The 17,752-nt window shown below is 50.7% G+C and carries 16 protein-coding genes; 6 read left to right on the top strand and 10 right to left on the bottom strand.

All coding sequences use genetic code 11. The features are described 5' to 3' along the window. Positions 1-4: 4 nt before the first annotated feature. From asnB to nagB, 5 genes are all read right to left on the bottom strand, one after another. The gene (gene asnB / locus WC5_RS08860) at positions 5-1,669 is read right to left on the bottom strand and encodes an asparagine synthase B (RefSeq protein ID WP_000337056.1); all 1,665 of its coding nucleotides are present in this window, start codon (positions 1,667-1,669) and stop codon (positions 5-7) included. Between the two features lie 256 nt (positions 1,670-1,925). Then, complete coding sequence (gene nagD, locus WC5_RS08855) at positions 1,926-2,678, bottom strand: ribonucleotide monophosphatase NagD (protein ID WP_000153129.1); 753 nt, start codon at positions 2,676-2,678, stop codon at positions 1,926-1,928. Positions 2,679-2,725: 47 nt separating this feature from the next. After that, positions 2,726-3,946, bottom strand: a complete 1,221-nt coding sequence (gene nagC / locus WC5_RS08850) for a DNA-binding transcriptional regulator NagC (RefSeq protein WP_000187570.1) — start codon at positions 3,944-3,946, stop codon at positions 2,726-2,728. Between the two features lie 8 nt (positions 3,947-3,954). Continuing rightward, positions 3,955-5,103: an N-acetylglucosamine-6-phosphate deacetylase gene (gene nagA / locus WC5_RS08845; protein WP_000271177.1), complete on the bottom strand. Its 1,149-nt coding sequence runs from the start codon at positions 5,101-5,103 to the stop codon at positions 3,955-3,957. Positions 5,104-5,164: 61 nt separating this feature from the next. Further along, positions 5,165-5,965, bottom strand: coding sequence for a glucosamine-6-phosphate deaminase (gene nagB, locus WC5_RS08840; RefSeq protein ID WP_001237072.1), 801 nt, complete (start codon positions 5,963-5,965; stop codon positions 5,165-5,167). Between the two features lie 331 nt (positions 5,966-6,296). Between nagB and nagE the strand changes: the two genes are divergently transcribed. The 4 genes from nagE to WC5_RS08820 all read left to right on the top strand — a co-directional run bounded on the left by nagE (position 6,297) and on the right by WC5_RS08820 (position 12,524). Further along, positions 6,297-8,243, top strand: coding sequence for a PTS N-acetyl glucosamine transporter subunit IIABC (nagE, locus tag WC5_RS08835; RefSeq protein WP_001023090.1), 1,947 nt, complete (start codon positions 6,297-6,299; stop codon positions 8,241-8,243). A 254-nt stretch (positions 8,244-8,497) separates the two neighbouring features. Then, positions 8,498-10,162 carry a glutamine--tRNA ligase gene (glnS, locus tag WC5_RS08830; protein WP_016231630.1) on the top strand — a complete coding sequence of 555 codons (1,665 nt, stop codon included), beginning with the start codon at positions 8,498-8,500 and terminating at the stop codon, positions 10,160-10,162. Between the two features lie 579 nt (positions 10,163-10,741). Beyond that, a complete protein-coding gene (chiP, locus tag WC5_RS08825) occupies positions 10,742-12,148 on the top strand; it encodes a chitoporin ChiP (protein WP_001201181.1) in 1,407 nt (468 codons plus the stop codon). A gap of 49 nt (positions 12,149-12,197) precedes the next feature. Further along, on the top strand, positions 12,198-12,524 hold the full coding sequence (locus tag WC5_RS08820; protein WP_000733592.1) for a ChiQ/YbfN family lipoprotein: 327 nt from the start codon (positions 12,198-12,200) through the stop codon (positions 12,522-12,524). An 83-nt stretch (positions 12,525-12,607) separates the two neighbouring features. Here WC5_RS08820 and fur read toward each other — a convergent pair whose 3' ends face one another. The 5 genes from fur to ybfF all read right to left on the bottom strand — a co-directional run bounded on the left by fur (position 12,608) and on the right by ybfF (position 15,210). Further along, complete coding sequence (fur, locus tag WC5_RS08815; RefSeq protein WP_000131706.1) at positions 12,608-13,054, bottom strand: ferric iron uptake transcriptional regulator; 447 nt, start codon at positions 13,052-13,054, stop codon at positions 12,608-12,610. Further along, on the bottom strand, positions 13,047-13,133 hold the full coding sequence (uof, locus tag WC5_RS0122345; protein WP_001406816.1) for a fur leader peptide: 87 nt from the start codon (positions 13,131-13,133) through the stop codon (positions 13,047-13,049). Before uof ends, fur begins: the two co-directional genes overlap by 8 nt. A 209-nt stretch (positions 13,134-13,342) precedes the next feature. Beyond that, positions 13,343-13,873, bottom strand: coding sequence for a flavodoxin FldA (fldA, locus tag WC5_RS08810; protein ID WP_001018618.1), 531 nt, complete (start codon positions 13,871-13,873; stop codon positions 13,343-13,345). Positions 13,874-14,012: 139 nt separating this feature from the next. Further along, entirely contained in the window at positions 14,013-14,306 is a 294-nt protein-coding gene (gene ybfE, locus WC5_RS08805) for a LexA regulated protein (protein WP_024165168.1), read from the bottom strand. A gap of 139 nt (positions 14,307-14,445) precedes the next feature. Beyond that, positions 14,446-15,210 carry an esterase gene (gene ybfF, locus WC5_RS08800; RefSeq protein ID WP_000773259.1) on the bottom strand — a complete coding sequence of 255 codons (765 nt, stop codon included), beginning with the start codon at positions 15,208-15,210 and terminating at the stop codon, positions 14,446-14,448. A 184-nt stretch (positions 15,211-15,394) separates the two neighbouring features. Here ybfF and seqA point away from each other — a divergent pair, with 184 nt between their 5' ends. Then, positions 15,395-15,940, top strand: coding sequence for a replication initiation negative regulator SeqA (seqA, locus tag WC5_RS08795; RefSeq protein ID WP_001515978.1), 546 nt, complete (start codon positions 15,395-15,397; stop codon positions 15,938-15,940). A 28-nt stretch (positions 15,941-15,968) separates the two neighbouring features. Further along, a complete protein-coding gene (gene pgm / locus WC5_RS08790) occupies positions 15,969-17,609 on the top strand; it encodes a phosphoglucomutase (alpha-D-glucose-1,6-bisphosphate-dependent) (RefSeq protein ID WP_010352927.1) in 1,641 nt (546 codons plus the stop codon). Positions 17,610-17,752: the final 143 nt, after the last annotated feature.

Consider the following 17,752-nt stretch of genomic DNA (forward strand, 5'->3'; position numbering starts at 1 on the left):
CTTCTTATTTATACGCTGACTGGTGAACGCCAACCGCGCGACCAGAAGGATCATCCATTTTTTTGAACGCTTCATCCCACTCGATCGCTTTGGCGGAAGAACAGGCGACGGAAGGGCCGCCCGGTACGCACTCTGCGGCGCTCGGAAGCGGGAACAGTTCTTCAAAGATTTCCCGGTACAGATATGCTTCTTTGGAAGTTGGCGTGTTGTACGGGAAGCGGAAGCGGGCAGTTTCCATTTGCTGATCAGTAACCTGCTGCGCCGCTACTTCTTTCAGAGTGTCGATCCAGCTATAACCGACGCCATCAGAGAACTGCTCTTTCTGCCGCCAGGCCACGCTTGCGGGCAGATACGACTCAAAACATTCACGCAGGATGTGTTTTTCCATTTTGCCGTTGCCGCACATTTTATCCTGCGGGTTAATGCGCATCGCCACATCGAGGAATTTTTTGTCGAGGAACGGAACGCGTGCTTCCACGCCCCAGGCTGACATCGCTTTGTTGGCGCGTGCGCAGTCATACATATGCAGGGCCAGCAGTTTACGTACCGTCTCTTCATGCAGCTCTTTGGCATTCGGCGCTTTGTGGAAGTAGAGATAACCACCAAATACTTCGTCAGAACCTTCGCCTGACAACACCATTTTAATACCCATCGCCTTGATCTTACGCGACATTAAATACATCGGCGTCGAAGCGCGAATAGTCGTCACATCATAGGTTTCGATGTGGTAAATCACGTCGCGGATGGCATCCAGACCTTCCTGTACGGTGAAGTGAATTTCGTGATGCACAGTACCCAGATGGTTTGCCACTTCCTGTGCCGCTTTCAGATCCGGTGAACCCGGCAGACCCACGGCAAAGGAGTGCAACTGCGGCCACCATGCTTCCGAGCGTTCCTGATCTTCCACGCGACGGGCGGCGTATTTCTTGGTGATCGCAGAAATAATTGAGGAATCCAGACCACCCGAGAGCAGCACGCCGTACGGCACATCGGACATCAGATGGCTTTTAACGGAATCCTCCAGCGCCTGGCGCAGCTCGTTTTTGTCGGTCACGTTATCTTTCACTGCATCGTAGTCGAACCAGTCGCGATGATAATAAGAACGGATTTCGCCGTCCTGACTCCATAAATAGCTTCCTGCCGGGAACTCTTTAATGGTGCGGCAAACCGGCACCAGGGCTTTCATTTCTGAGGCCACATACAGCTGACCATGTTCGTCATAGCCCATATACAGCGGGATGATCCCCAGATGGTCGCGACCAATCAGATATGCATCTTTTTCGCTGTCGTACAGGGCAAAGGCGAACATGCCTTGCAAGTCGTCGAGAAATTCCGCCCCTTTTTCCTGATACAGCGCGAGGATCACTTCGCAGTCAGATCCAGTCTGGAACTGGTAACGATCGCCATACTCGGCGCGCAATGCCTGGTGGTTGTAGATTTCACCGTTTACCGCCAGTACGTGGGTTTTTTGTTGGTTGTAGAGAGGTTGCGCGCCTGCGTTAACGTCAACAATTGACAGACGTTCGTGGGCGAGAATGGCGTTATCGCTGGCATAAATACCGGACCAGTCCGGGCCACGATGACGCATCAGGCGTGACAGCTCGAGTGCTTTCTTGCGCAGCTCAACTGCGTCTGTTTTGATATCGAATACGCCAAAAATTGAACACATAACCTTCTCCGTTAACCTGGTGTTTGCTGCTTGTTGTGTTTGCTTGTTTAAAAAAATGCCGCAAAGCAGCACTGTGCGCAAGAGATTTGGCGGTGTAAAAATAAAAAACGTAATGGTGATTGCTGATTGATGAAAAAGGGTAGGGTGTAGTGGCGTGTTTATTGATGAATCGATAATTTTTGACGTGTTTTATTGAATGGGTGAGTTTTGGCGAGCGGTGAAAATAAAAAACCACGTCCTGAGACGTGGTTGATATTCAGATAACGTCGATTTCAGCGACCGACGGGTAAATCCAGCTTGGGCGGAACGGCATACTGTCGATATCGTCGAGCGAAGAAACGCCAGAGAGCACCAGAATCGTCTCCAGACCCGCCTGGAAGCCCGCCAGAATATCGGTACGCAGGTTATCGCCGACAATCACCGTTTCTTCCGAATGCGCCTGCATTTTGTTTAATGCCGCGCGGATGATCCACGGACTTGGCTTACCGACATAAAAAGGTTTACGCCCGGAGATTTTCTCAATACCTGCGCACAGCGCGCCACAGGCGGGATAAAAACCGCGCCCGTGGGTATCCGGGTTAGTGGCGATAAATCGCGCACCGTTAGCGACGAAATACGCCGCTTTATGCATCATGTCCCAGTTGTATGAACGCGTTTCGCCAACAATCACAAAATCAGGATTCACGTCCGTAATAGTGAAACCGGCTTTGTACAGCTCATGGATCAGCGCGCCTTCGCCCACCACATACGCTTTTTTACCTTCCTGACGGCGCAGGAAATCGGCGGTTGCCATCGCGGAGGTATAAAACACGCTGTCCGGCACATCGACACCCGCAGTGGCAAAGCGGTTCGCCAGATCTTGCCCGGTCTGCGAAGGATAGTTGGTCAGCAACACCAGCGGCAGGCCTTTATCCATAATCCCGTGCAAAAATTCCGCTGCACCCGGTACGGCGACGTTATCGTGCATCAGCACGCCGTCGATATCGCAAATTACATTTTTAATGGTCATGGACTACCCAGAATATTGACAACAATAAGCGCCACTATAAAAGCACATTAATTTTCCAGCAAATGCTGGAGCAAAATACCGTTGAGCATGGCGCGTTTTACCAGCGCAAAAGCGCCGATTGCTGAGCGGTGATCCAGCTCAGAACGTACCACGGGCAGATTGGTGCGAAATGCCTTCAGCGCCTGGGTATTAATGCAGCTTTCAATAGCAGGGAGCAGCACTTTATCGGCTTCGGTAATTTCACCGGCGATAACAATTTTTTGCGGATTAAATAAGTTGATAGCAATGGCGATGGTTTTGCCCAGATGACGACCGACATACTCAATCACTTCCGACGCCAGACCGTCGCCTTTGTTCGCGGCTTTGCAGATAGTTTTGATAGTGCAGTCATCCAGCGGCACACGGCTCTGGTAGCCCTGCTTTAACAGATTCAACACCCGCTGTTCAATGGCGGCGTTGGCAGCGATAGTTTCCAGACAACCGAAGTTGCCGCAGTGGCAGCGTTCACCCAGTGGTTCGACCTGAATATGACCAATTTCACCGACGTTGCCGTTGCGACCGATAAAAATGCGCCCGTTAGAGATAATACCGGCCCCGGTTCCGCGATGTACTCGCACCAGAATAGAGTCTTCGCAATCCTGACTTGCACCGAAGTAGTGCTCTGCCAGCGCCAGACTGCGGATATCGTGACCGACAAAACAGGTCACTTTAAAACGCTCTTCCAGTGCCTCTACCAGCCCCCAGTTTTCCACCTGAATATGCGGCATGTAATGAATTTTACCGCTGTCCGGGTCAACAAGCCCGGGCAGGATCACGGAAATCGCGATCAGCTCGCGCAGTTTGCGCTGGTAGCTATCAATAAACTGAGCAATGGCATTCAGCAGGGCATGTTCCAGCGTCTGCTGGGTACGTTCTGGTAGCGGATAATGTTCTTCTGCCAGCACTTTGCTGCTGAGATCAAACAGAGTGATGGTGGCATCGTGACGACCGAGTCGTACGCCGATAGCGTGGAAATTACGAGTTTCAGTAACGATGGAGATAGCGCGGCGGCCCCCGGTGGAGGCCTGCTGATCGACTTCTTTGATCAGCCCGCGTTCGATAAGCTGACGTGTAATTTTGGTTACGCTGGCGGGGGCAAGCTGGCTTTGCTCAGCAATCTGAATCCGCGAGATTGGCCCGAACTGGTCAATCAGGCGATAAACCGCCGCGCTGTTAAGCTGTTTTACGAGATCAACATTACCTATCTGAGCTTGTCCGCCTGGTGTCATACTTTCTCTTATTGAGTTACGACCTCGTTACCATTAACGATGGTCCTGGTGATTTTAAAATCAGGTGTGAATGCGGTCAGGTTGGCCACTTTACCTGCGGCGAGCGTGCCGAGACGTTTTTCAACGCCAATTGCACGTGCCGGGTAGAGCGTCGCCATACGCAGCACTTCATCCAGTGCGATACCGCAATGTTCGACCAGATTACGCACGCCTTCAATCATGGTTAATGATGAACCACTTAACGTACCATTTTCATCCACACAAAGTCCGTTGCGGTAGTATATTGTTTTACCCGCAAAAATGAACTGTTCAATATTGGCGCCTGCTGGTGCAGTAGCGTCGGTGACCAGACACAGTTTGTCGCCTTTCAGACGTTTGGCGTTGCGGATGTTAGCGTAATCAACGTGCAGGCCATCGGCAATAATACCGCAATAAATGTCTGCTTCGTCGAGAATTGCACCTGCCAGTCCCGGTTCGCGACCAGTAATATACGGCATCGCGTTATACAGATGGGTGGCAAAAGTAATACCTGCGCGGAAACCGGCTTTCGCTTCTTTCAACGTCGCGTTGGAGTGACCAGCAGAAACCACAATCCCGGCATTTGCCAGTTTGCTGATGACTTCCGCAGGAACCATTTCCGGTGCCAGGGTAACTTTAGTAATCACATCAGCGTTTTCGCACAGGAAATCAACCAGCGCAGCATCGGGTTTACGCACGAAATTCGGGTTATGAGTGCCTTTTTTCACCAGGTTCAGCCACGGACCTTCCAGATGCAGACCTAATGCCTGATTCGGATGTTTTGCCAGGTACTCGCGCATTACGCGCACACCCTGTTTCATCAGGTCATCGCTGGTAGTGATAAGCGTCGGCAGATAGTTAGTACAGCCTGATTTCTCATTGGCTTTCTGCATGATTTCCAGCGTTTCAACGCTTACCGCTTCCGCAGTGTCGTTGAACTGCACGCCGCCGCAGCCGTTTAACTGTACATCAATAAAACCGGGGGAGAGAATGGCTCCGTTCAGTGAACGTTGTTCAATTTCTGACGGCAGTTCCGCAACCGGACAGACGCTTTTAATCAGGCCATCAGCGATAACAACCGCGTGGTCATCAAGAAATTCGTGACCGGTAAAGATCCGGCCCTGGGTTAATGCATACATTCCGACCCCCGATTTTAAAGATAATATTGCCCTGAACAAGGTGTCAGGGCAGGGATAATAATTACAGACCTTTGATATTTTCTGCTTCTAATTCATTGAAATATCTTAAAGTCTTAACTTTCAGCTCCATGGTGGAAGGTTCATCGCACACCATGATCGCTTTCGGATGCAGTTGCAGGCAGCTGATGGTCCACATATGGTTAACGCAACCTTCAACTGCGGCTTGCAGCGCCAGTGCTTTCTGGCTACCCAGAACCAGAATCATCACTTCTTCGGCATCCAGCAATGTACCAACACCGACAGTCAGGGCATATTTTGGCACCTGATTAACATCGTTATCAAAGAAACGAGAGTTCGCGACGCGAGTGTCATGAGTCAGGGTTTTGATACGGGTGCGAGAAGCCAGAGAAGAGGCCGGTTCGTTAAATGCGATGTGACCGTCGTTACCTACGCCGCCCATAAACAGATGAATTTTACCGTAAGAGCGGATTTTTTCTTCATACTGGCGGCACTCGGCGTCGATATCCGGGGCGTTACCGTTGAGAAGGTTGATATTTTCTGCTGGAATATCAACGTGATCGAAGAAATTACGGTGCATAAAGCTGTAGTAACTTTCCGGATGCTCTTTCGGCAGACCGACATATTCATCCATGTTGAAGGTGACAACGTGTTTAAAGCTGACCTGGCCTGCTTTATGCATTTCGACTAACGCTTTATAGGTGGTCATCGGTGTGCCGCCAGTCGGCAGACCGAGCACGAACGGACGATCGGCAGTCGGTTTGAACGCGTTGATACGATTAACGATATGGCGAGCAGCCCATTTGCCGACCTGTTCAGCGGTAGTCAGGGGGATCAGTCTCATTATTCACCTCAATAAGTAAAATGTAAGCCGTTGGCGGATTAGGCATCTTTAAGCGTAACCTGGATTTGCGCAGAGAGGCGTCAATCCGACCTGATTTTTTGAATGATAAAATAAGTTTTCTGGTTTAGCCAGTAAAAGGGAGTAATGATAACGATATTTGGTGACAAAACTCACAAAAGACACGCGTTTAATTTGCGGTACGAATTAATTTTTTACACACTCTGTAGCAGATGATCTAACAATATGATTACAGAACATCGGCAGTACAGTTTGCAGCAAAATAAAAAACGGCTTTAAACGAGCCAAATAGGATTCTCGTAGGGGGAATAAGATGAATATTTTAGGGTTTTTTCAGCGACTCGGTAGGGCGTTACAGCTCCCTATCGCAGTACTGCCGGTGGCGGCACTGTTGCTGCGATTCGGTCAGCCAGATTTACTTAACGTTGCGTTTATTGCCCAGGCGGGCGGCGCGATTTTTGATAACCTCGCATTAATCTTCGCCATCGGCGTGGCATCCAGCTGGTCCAAAGACAGCGCAGGTGCGGCGGCGCTGGCAGGTGCGGTAGGTTACTTTGTGTTAACCAAAGCGATGGTGACCATCAACCCGGAAATCAACATGGGTGTACTGGCGGGTATCATTACCGGTCTGGTCGGTGGTGCAGCCTATAATCGCTGGTCCGATATTAAACTGCCGGACTTCCTGAGCTTCTTCGGTGGTAAACGTTTTGTGCCGATTGCCACTGGCTTCTTCTGCCTGGTATTGGCGGCTATTTTTGGTTATGTCTGGCCACCGGTGCAGCACGCTATTCATGCTGGTGGTGAATGGATCGTTTCTGCGGGCGCGCTGGGCTCCGGTATCTTTGGTTTCATCAACCGTCTGCTGATCCCAACCGGTCTGCATCAGGTGCTGAACACCATCGCCTGGTTCCAGATTGGTGAATTCACCAACGCGGCGGGGACGGTTTTCCACGGCGACATCAACCGCTTCTATGCCGGTGATGGCACTGCGGGGATGTTCATGTCCGGCTTCTTCCCGATCATGATGTTTGGTCTGCCGGGTGCGGCACTGGCGATGTACTTCGCAGCACCGAAAGAGCGTCGTCCGATGGTTGGCGGGATGCTGCTTTCCGTTGCTATCACCGCGTTCCTGACCGGTGTTACCGAGCCGCTGGAATTCCTGTTCATGTTCCTTGCTCCGTTGCTGTACCTTCTGCACGCACTGCTGACCGGTATTAGCCTGTTTGTGGCAACGCTGCTGGGTATTCACGCGGGCTTCTCCTTTTCTGCGGGTGCCATCGACTATGCGTTGATGTATAACCTGCCGGCAGCCAGCCAGAACGTCTGGATGCTGCTGGTGATGGGCGTTATCTTCTTCGTTATCTACTTTGTGGTGTTCAGTGCAGTTATCCGCATGTTCAACCTGAAAACGCCAGGTCGTGAAGATAAAGAAGACGAAATTGTTACTGAAGAAGCCAACAGCAACACTGAAGAAGGTCTGACTCAACTGGCGACCAACTATATTGCTGCGGTTGGCGGTAGTGACAACCTGAAAGCGATTGACGCCTGTATTACCCGTCTGCGCCTGACGGTGGGTGACTCAGCCCGCGTCAACGATGCGATGTGTAAACGTCTGGGTGCTTCTGGGGTGGTGAAACTGAACAAACAGACCATCCAGGTGATTGTTGGTGCGAAAGCGGAATCTATCGGTGATGCGATGAAGAAAGTCGTTGCTCGTGGTCCGGTAGCTGCTGCTTCTGCTGAAGCTGCTCCAGCAACTGCCGCGCCGGTTGCGAAACCACAGGCTGTACCAAATGCAGTGTCTATCGCTGAGCTGGTATCGCCGATCACTGGTGATGTTGTCGCACTGGATCAGGTGCCAGACGAAGCGTTTGCCAGCAAAGCGGTGGGCGACGGTGTGGCGGTGAAACCGACGGATAAAATCGTTGTATCACCAGCCGCAGGGACTATCGTAAAAATCTTCAACACCAACCACGCGTTCTGCCTGGAAACCGAAAAAGGCGCCGAGATCGTCGTCCACATGGGTATCGACACCGTGGCGCTGGAAGGTAAAGGCTTTAAACGTCTGGTGGAAGAGGGCGCGCAAGTAAGCGCAGGGCAACCGGTTCTGGAAATGGATCTGGATTACCTGAACGCTAACGCCCGCTCGATGATTAGCCCAGTGGTTTGCAGCAATATCGACGATTTCAGCGGCCTGAACATTCAAGCTCAGGGTCATGTTGTGGCGGGTCAAACGCCGCTGTATGAAATCAAAAAGTAATCTGTTTCATGCCTGATGCGACGCTTGACGCGTCTTATCAGGCCTGTCGGTTGGATAAGACGCACCAGTGTCGCATCCAACTATGACACAGCAGTGGCAAAAGCGGCGGATATCATCTTCGCCGCTTTTTTTTTCATCAATCATCCCCATAATCTCAGTGAGATTTTCTATTTTCTCTAACTAACAGTTGTCAGCCTGTCCCGCTTATAAGATCATACGCCGTTATACGTTGTTTACGCTTTGAGGAATCCACGATGAGTGAGGCAGAAGCCCGCCCGACTAACTTTATTCGTCAGATCATTGATGAAGATCTGGCCAGTGGCAAGCACACCACAGTACACACCCGTTTCCCGCCAGAACCAAATGGCTATCTGCATATTGGTCATGCGAAATCTATCTGCCTGAACTTCGGGATCGCCCAGGACTATAAAGGCCAGTGCAACCTGCGTTTCGACGACACTAACCCGGTAAAAGAAGATATCGAGTACGTAGAGTCGATCAAAAACGACGTTGAATGGTTAGGTTTTCACTGGTCTGGTAACGTTCGTTACTCCTCCGACTATTTTGATCAGCTCCATGCCTATGCGATCGAATTGATCAATAAAGGCCTGGCGTATGTCGATGAACTGACGCCGGAACAGATCCGCGAATACCGTGGCACCCTGACGCAGCCAGGTAAAAACAGCCCGTACCGCGACCGCAGCGTTGAAGAGAACCTGGCGCTGTTCGAAAAAATGCGTACCGGCGGTTTTGAAGAAGGTAAAGCCTGCCTGCGAGCGAAAATCGACATGGCTTCGCCGTTTATCGTGATGCGCGATCCTGTGCTGTATCGTATTAAATTTGCGGAACACCACCAGACCGGCAACAAGTGGTGCATCTACCCGATGTACGACTTCACCCACTGCATCAGCGATGCGCTGGAAGGCATTACGCACTCTCTGTGTACGCTGGAGTTCCAGGACAACCGTCGTCTGTATGACTGGGTTCTGGACAACATCACCATTCCTGTTCATCCGCGCCAGTACGAATTCTCGCGCCTGAATCTGGAATACACCGTGATGTCCAAGCGTAAGCTGAACCAGTTGGTGACCGACAAGCACGTAGAAGGCTGGGACGATCCGCGTATGCCGACCATTTCTGGTCTGCGTCGTCGTGGTTATACCGCAGCTTCTATTCGTGAGTTCTGCAAACGCATCGGCGTGACCAAACAGGACAACACCATTGAGATGGCATCTTTGGAATCCTGCATTCGTGAAGATCTCAACGAAAACGCGCCGCGTGCAATGGCGGTTATCGATCCAGTGAAACTGGTTATCGAAAACTATCAGGGCGAAGGCGAAATGCTCACCATGCCGAACCATCCGAACAAACCGGAAATGGGTAGCCGTCAGGTGCCGTTTAGCGGTGAGATTTGGATCGATCGCGCTGATTTCCGCGAAGAAGCTAACAAGCAGTACAAGCGTCTGGTGCTGGGTAAAGAAGTGCGTCTGCGTAATGCTTACGTGATTAAAGCAGAACGCGTGGAGAAAGATGCCGAAGGCAATATCACCACCATCTTCTGTACTTACGATGCCGACACCTTAAGCAAAGATCCGGCTGATGGTCGCAAAGTGAAAGGCGTTATCCACTGGGTAAGCGCGGCACATGCGCTGCCGGTTGAAATCCGCCTGTACGATCGCCTGTTCAGCGTGCCGAATCCAGGCGCTGCGGATGATTTCCTGTCGGTGATTAACCCGGAATCGCTGGTCATCAAACAGGGCTTTGCTGAACCGTCGCTGAAAGATGCGGTTGCGGGTAAAGCATTCCAGTTTGAGCGTGAAGGTTACTTCTGCCTCGACAGCCGCCATTCTACGGCGGAAAAACCGGTATTTAACCGTACCGTTGGGCTGCGTGATACTTGGGCGAAAGTTGGCGAGTAATTTTAAGTTCTACCAGGCCGGGTGAAGCGTTTACGTCGCATCCGGCAATAAATAGACAATAAATTTCAAATGCTAAATTGCCTGATGCGCTTCGCTTATCAGGCCTACATGATCTCTGCAATATATTGAATTTGCGTGCTTTTGTAGGCCGGATAAGGCGTTCACGCCGCATCCGGCAAGAAACATGCAAACAATCCCAAACGCCGCGCTCTGCGGCGTTTTTTTGTGCTTTTCTTCGCGAATTAATTCCGCTTCGCAATTTATCCATAAAACAAATTTAAAATTACAAATCATAATTAAATAAAATGTAACCGCTTTCATCTTGCTGGAAATTCACGCTTTTATTCTTCTACAAGCCTTTCAACCGCCAACTTAAGCCTTGTAACAAAAATCATCAAAATATGTGCGGTTGCTCATGTTCTTACATTCTGGTTACAGAAAGAGATTGATAATTCGCGTCGCGAAAAATAGTCTGTTCCTGTAGTCAGCGAGACTTTTCTCAACGCTACTTTTTTAATTTTTATTTTTTTCGCTGTTCACCTGTGGTGCAGCAATTTATACGTCAAAGAGGATTAACCCATGCGTGCGTTTAGTGGCAAACGTAGTACGCTGGCGCTGGCTATCGCCGGTGTTACAGCAATGTCGGGCTTTATGGCAATACCGGAGGCTCGCGCCGAAGGATTCATCGACGATTCAACCTTAACCGGCGGTATCTATTACTGGCAGCGTGAACGCGACCGTAAAGATGTTACCGACGGCGACAAATACAAAACCAACCTTTCTCACTCCACCTGGAACGCCAACCTCGATTTTCAGTCTGGTTATGCTGCTGATATGTTCGGCCTCGATATTGCCGCGTTTACGGCGATTGAAATGGCGGAAAACGGCGACAGCTCCCACCCGAACGAAATCGCGTTTTCAAAAAGTAATAAAGCCTATGACGAAGACTGGTCCGGCGATAAAAGCGGTATAAGCCTGTATAAAGCAGCTGCAAAATTTAAATACGGTCCGGTGTGGGCGAGGGCAGGTTATATTCAGCCAACGGGTCAAACACTGTTAGCGCCGCACTGGAGTTTTATGCCGGGTACTTATCAGGGCGCGGAAGCCGGGGCTAATTTTGATTACGGCGATGCCGGCGCATTGAGTTTCTCCTATATGTGGACGAACGAATATAAAGCGCCGTGGCATCTGGAAATGGATGAGTTTTATCAGAACGATAAAACTACCAAAGTTGATTATCTGCACTCCCTCGGGGCGAAGTACGACTTCAAAAATAACTTCGTACTGGAAGCGGCGTTTGGGCAGGCTGAAGGTTATATCGATCAATATTTTGCCAAAGCCAGCTATAAATTTGATATCGCTGGTAGCCCATTAACTACCAGCTATCAGTTCTATGGTACGCGCGACAAGGTTGACGATCGCAGCGTCAACGATCTTTACGACGGCACCGCCTGGCTGCAGGCGTTGACCTTTGGCTACCGGGCGGCTGACGTAGTGGATTTGCGTCTGGAAGGCACCTGGGTTAAAGCTGACGGTCAGCAGGGATACTTCCTGCAACGTATGACCCCAACCTATGCTTCCTCGAACGGTCGCCTGGATATCTGGTGGGATAACCGTTCTGACTTCAACGCCAACGGCGAAAAAGCGGTCTTCTTCGGCGCGATGTATGACCTGAAAAACTGGAATCTTCCAGGCTTCGCCATCGGCGCTTCCTACGTTTATGCATGGGATGCCAAACCAGCGACATGGCAGAGCAGCCCGGATGCGTACTACGACAAAAACCGGACTATCGAAGAGTCTGCTTACAGTCTGGATGCGGTCTACACCATTCAGGACGGTCGCGCCAAGGGCACGATGTTCAAACTGCATTTCACCGAATACGACAACCACTCCGACATCCCAAGCTGGGGTGGCGGTTACGGCAACATCTTCCAGGATGAGCGTGACGTGAAATTCATGGTTATCGCACCCTTCACTATCTTCTGATGCCCGATGCGGCAGGCATTTCACCTGCCGCACGTTTGAGGAATTTGCTATGAAAAAACTGATTCTCATCGCCATGATGGCATCGGGGCTGGTGGCTTGTGCGCAATCGACCGCGCCACAGGAAGACAGTCGTCTGAAAGAGGCATACAGCGCCTGTATCAATACCGCACAAGGCTCGCCGGAAAAAATTGAGGCCTGCCAGAGCGTGTTAAACGTGCTGAAGAAAGAGAAACAACATCAGCAGTTTGCCGACCAGGAAAGTGTGCGGGTACTGGATTATCAGCAGTGTCTGCGAGCAACGCAAACCGGAAATGATCAGGCGGTGAAAGCCGATTGTGATAAGGTCTGGCAGGAAATACGCAGTAATAACAAATAAGTGAGAGCTGTAACTCTCGCTTTTCTTATTTCCCTTGTATAAAAAAGCCAACCCGCAGGTTGGCTTTTCTCGTTCAGGCTGACTTATTTGCCTTCGTGCGCGTGCTCATCTTCGCGGCAATCGCCTTCGGCACAGTGACCGTAAAGATAGAGACTATGGTTAGTCAGGCGAATGCCATGTTTCGCGGCGATTTCACGCTGACGCGCTTCGATAGATTCATCACTAAATTCAATAACCTTGCCGCAGTCGAGGCAGATCAGGTGATCGTGGTGATGTTGTTGGGTCAGTTCAAATACGGATTTACCGCCTTCAAAATTGTGGCGGGTGACGATACCGGCATCGTCAAACTGGTTCAGTACGCGATATACCGTAGCCAGACCAATTTCTTCACCCATATCGATCAGACGTTTATATAAATCTTCCGCACTGACGTGATGGTTGTCCGGCTCCTGAAGAACTTCCAGGATTTTTAAACGAGGAAGCGTTACTTTCAGGCCAGCTTTCTTTAGGGCGGTATTGTTATCAGTCATGCGGAATCTGTCCTGTTACTAAGCGGTTCACTTCATTAGAAGAAGTGACAGAATTTGCTCTTGAGATAATGCGTATCATTATAGAATTGCCACGCCTAAATGAAAACCACAAGTCCCTGGCAAATATTGTTAATAAAAACGTGGCTTAGCTTACATTTACATCGGCAAGGCCACTTCAATACTGGAACATTGTACAGGTACTACGGCAAAAGTTACAAATTTGTAGCAATTATTTTGATTGGCGTTATCTATTAATACGGCGTAGACATTAGCCTACACCGCATCACATCAGGCATTGAGAATTTCGTCGAGATGCAACTCTTCAGAAATCTGTTTAACCCATTTTTCTACACGTTCAGCGGTCAGTTCCGGCTGACGGTCTTCGTCAATAGCCAGGCCGACAAAATGGTCGTCATCTGCCAGACCTTTTGACGCTTCGAAATGGTAGCCCGCAGTTGGCCAGTGACCCACGATAGTCGCGCCGCGCGGTTCGATGATGTCACGGATAGTGCCTAATGCATCACAGAAATATTCGGCGTAATCTTCCTGGTCGCCACAGCCAAACAGGGCAACCAGTTTACCATTGAAATCAATCTCTTCGAGAGTCGGGAAGAAGTCGTCCCAGTCACACTGCGCTTCGCCGTAATACCAGGTTGGGATACCCAGCAGCAGAATGTCATAAGCTTCCAGATCTTCTTTGCTGCTTTTTGCAATGTCATGGACATCGGCAACGTCTTTACCAAGCTGTTTTTGAATCATTTTTGCGATATTTTCGGTATTACCGGTGTCGCTGCCGAAAAAGATGCCAGTGATAGCCATGAGTGAAATAACCTCTTGAAACTTATTGAAATGGGGGTGGCAAATTGCCCACGGATAAAGGCAATCATAGCAGAACAGGCAGTCTTGCGGAATCAGCAAACGGGCAGGACTGCACACTGTGCTACATGAAAGTGGAAATTTAAACGATGCCCTGACTACGCAGTGCCGCCAACTGCTGCATCAAAATCTCTTCGATCAGTTCGCTACGGCTCATATTGCGCGACTCTGCCAGCTCATTCAGCGCCTCGACAGCTTCCGCGTTCAGCTTCAATTCGACACGCTTAAGACCACGTACTTTGTCGCGTTTTAGCTGGTTGCGTTTATTAATACGCAGCTGTTCATCGCGCGAAAGCGGATTGGTTTTCGGTCGTCCCGGTCGACGCTCGTGCGCGAACAGATCTAATGTCGTACGGTCCGTTTGTTCTTTGGCCATGATCTTGGTGACTTCGGGGGAAACAATCAGCCGGGCGTCTGCCCGGATGGATAGCGCGCCATAATACATCAGCGCGATGAGTCACGCCAACGCCCACGCGCGGAAAGCGACGCAGACGCTGGGTTTTTAATCAGTTGCGTTAATCATTGAGATAGCGACGGATGGCGCGCAGTACCGCATCAGGTTTTTCTGCGTGTACCCAGTGACCCGCACCCGCAATCACATGCGCCCGAGCCTGCGGGAATTGCGCCAGTAAATCATCACGATATTGTTCAGTGACATACGGTGAATTACCGCCGGGGATAAACAGGGCAGGGTGATCCCATGCCGGAATTTTCGTCCAGCCAACAATATGCGGATACTGATCCCACAACACTGGCACGTTAAAACGCCATTCACCATCAACGTAAGATTTCAGCAGAAACTGAATCACTCCTTCTTCATTCAGATGCTGGCGCATCACCGCTGCTGCCTGCTGTCGCGTTTGCGCGTTGGATTTACTGACGGCGTTGATGGCTGCGAAAATCTCATCATGACGACGAACGTGATAATCGACGGGGGCAATATCGATAGCCACCAGTTTATCAATGCGATCGGGTGCCAGTGCGGTTAGCGCCATAACGGCTTTACCGCCCATCGAGTGACCGATAAACGTCGCTTTTTCGATCTGCTGTGCATCCAGCGTATCCAACAGGTCTTGCGCCATTGCTGGATAATTCATCACAGGATCGCGCGGTGAAAGTCCGTGGTTACGCATATCTACCTGGATGATATCGTGGTCGCTCACCAGGTCGCGCGCCAGCACGCCGAGGTTGTCGAGACTACCAAACAAACCGTGGACGAGGACGATGGGAGAATTATTATGCTGGTTTTGTGCAGATTGCGCGCGGATATTCAATTTCATGGCAAAGTTCTTTTTTTCGCGAAGTCGGGTTAGGGTATTATGTTGACCATTGTGCCACAGGGCTGCAACAAATAAGGTTTAATCCGAGTTTTTCTGCAAGCCAGGCTTGACGCTATCCGCTGCCGGGATTTATTCATATACTCCTGGCGACTTGTATTCAGCTAAGACACCGCACTGGATTAAGATGAAAACGATTGAAGTTGATGATGAACTCTACAGCTATATTGCCAGCCACACTAAGCATATCGGCGAGAGCGCATCCGACATTTTACGGCGCATGTTGAAATTTTCCGCCGCATCACAGCCTGCTGCTCCGGTGACGAAAGAGGTTCGCATTGCGTCGCCTGCTATCGTCGAAGCGAAGCCGATCAAAACGATTAAAGACAAAGTACGCGCAATGCGTGAACTTCTGCTTTCCGATGAATACGCAGAGCAGAAGCGCGCGGTCAACCGCTTTATGCTGCTGTTGTCTACACTATATTCTCTTGACGCCCAGGCGTTTGCCGAGGCAACGGAATCGTTGCACGGTCGCACGCGCGTTTACTTTGCGGCAGATGAACAAACGCTGCTGAAAAATGGTAATCAGACCAAGCCGAAACATGTGCCAGGCACGCCGTATTGGGTGATCACCAACACTAACACTGGCCGTAAATGCAGCATGATTGAACATATCATGCAGTCGATGCAATTCCCGGCGGAATTGATTGAGAAGGTTTGCGGGACAATTTAAAACAACGTTGCAGATAAAGGACAAAGCAATGGCAATCCACAATCGTGCAGGTCAACCTGCACAACAGAGTGATTTGATTAACGTCGCCCAACTGACGGCGCAATATTATGTACTGAAACCAGAAGCAGGGAATGCGGAGCACGCGGTGAAATTCGGTACTTCCGGTCACCGTGGCAGTGCAGCGCGCCACAGCTTTAACGAGCCGCACATTCTGGCGATCGCTCAGGCAATTGCTGAAGAACGTGCGAAAAACGGCATCACTGGCCCTTGCTATGTGGGTAAAGATACTCACGCCCTGTCCGAACCTGCGTTCATTTCCGTACTGGAAGTGCTGGCAGCGAACGGTGTAGACGTTATTGTGCAGGAAAACAATGGCTTCACCCCGACGCCTGCCGTTTCCAATGCCATTCTGGTTCACAACAAAAAAGGTGGCTCGCTGGCAGATGGTATCGTGATTACGCCGTCCCATAACCCGCCGGAAGATGGTGGTATCAAATACAACCCGCCAAATGGTGGCCCGGCTGATACCAACGTCACCAAAGTGGTGGAAGACAGAGCCAACGCACTGCTGGCCGATGGCCTGAAAGGCGTGAAGCGTATCTCCCTCGACGAAGCGATGGCATCCGGTCATGTGAAAGAGCAGGATCTGGTGCAGCCGTTTGTGGAAGGTCTGGCTGATATCGTTGATATGGCGGCGATTCAGAAAGCTGGCCTGACGCTGGGTGTTGATCCGCTGGGCGGTTCTGGTATCGAATACTGGAAGCGCATTGGCGAATATTACAACCTCAACCTGACCATCGTTAACGATCAGGTCGATCAAACCTTCCGCTTTATGCACCTCGATAAAGACGGCGCGATCCGTATGGACTGCTCCTCTGAGTGTGCGATGGCGGGCCTGCTGGCACTGCGTGATAAGTTCGACCTGGCGTTTGCTAACGACCCGGATTATGACCGTCACGGCATCGTCACTCCGGCTGGTTTGATGAATCCGAACCATTACCTGGCAGTGGCGATCAACTACCTGTTCCAGCATCGTCCGCAGTGGGGCAAAGATGTTGCCGTGGGTAAAACGCTGGTTTCTTCTGCGATGATCGACCGCGTGGTCAACGATTTGGGTCGCAAGCTGGTGGAAGTACCGGTAGGCTTCAAATGGTTTGTTGATGGTCTGTTCGACGGCAGCTTCGGCTTTGGCGGCGAAGAGAGCGCAGGGGCTTCCTTCCTGCGTTTCGACGGCACGCCGTGGTCAACCGATAAAGACGGTATCATCATGTGTCTGCTGGCTGCGGAAATTACCGCAGTCACCGGTAAGAACCCGCAGGAACACTACAACGAACTGGCGAAACGCTTTGGTGCGCCGAGCTACAACCGTTTGCAGGCAGCTGCGACTTCCGCGCAAAAAGCGGCGCTGTCTAAGCTGTCTCCGGAAATGGTGAGCGCCAGCACCCTGGCAGGTGACCCGATCACCGCGCGTCTGACCGCAGCGCCTGGCAACGGTGCTTCTATTGGCGGTCTGAAAGTGATGACTGACAACGGATGGTTCGCCGCGCGCCCGTCAGGCACGGAAGACGCATACAAGATCTACTGCGAAAGCTTCCTTGGTGAAGAACATCGCAAGCAGATCGAGAAAGAAGCAGTTGAGATTGTTAGCGAAGTTCTGAAAAACGCGTAAACACATTAAATAAGAAAAAGGGCGGTCGGAAGATCGCCCTTTTTACTTATGACTGCCTGATGCGCTACGCTTATCAGGCCTGCAAGGATAGTGCAATATATTGAATTTGCGCGATTTTGTGGGCTGGGTAAGGCGCTTGCGCC

Origin of the sequence: Escherichia sp. KTE114 (genome assembly GCF_000407765.1) — a bacterium.
GTDB classification, from domain to species: domain Bacteria; phylum Pseudomonadota; class Gammaproteobacteria; order Enterobacterales; family Enterobacteriaceae; genus Escherichia; species Escherichia ruysiae.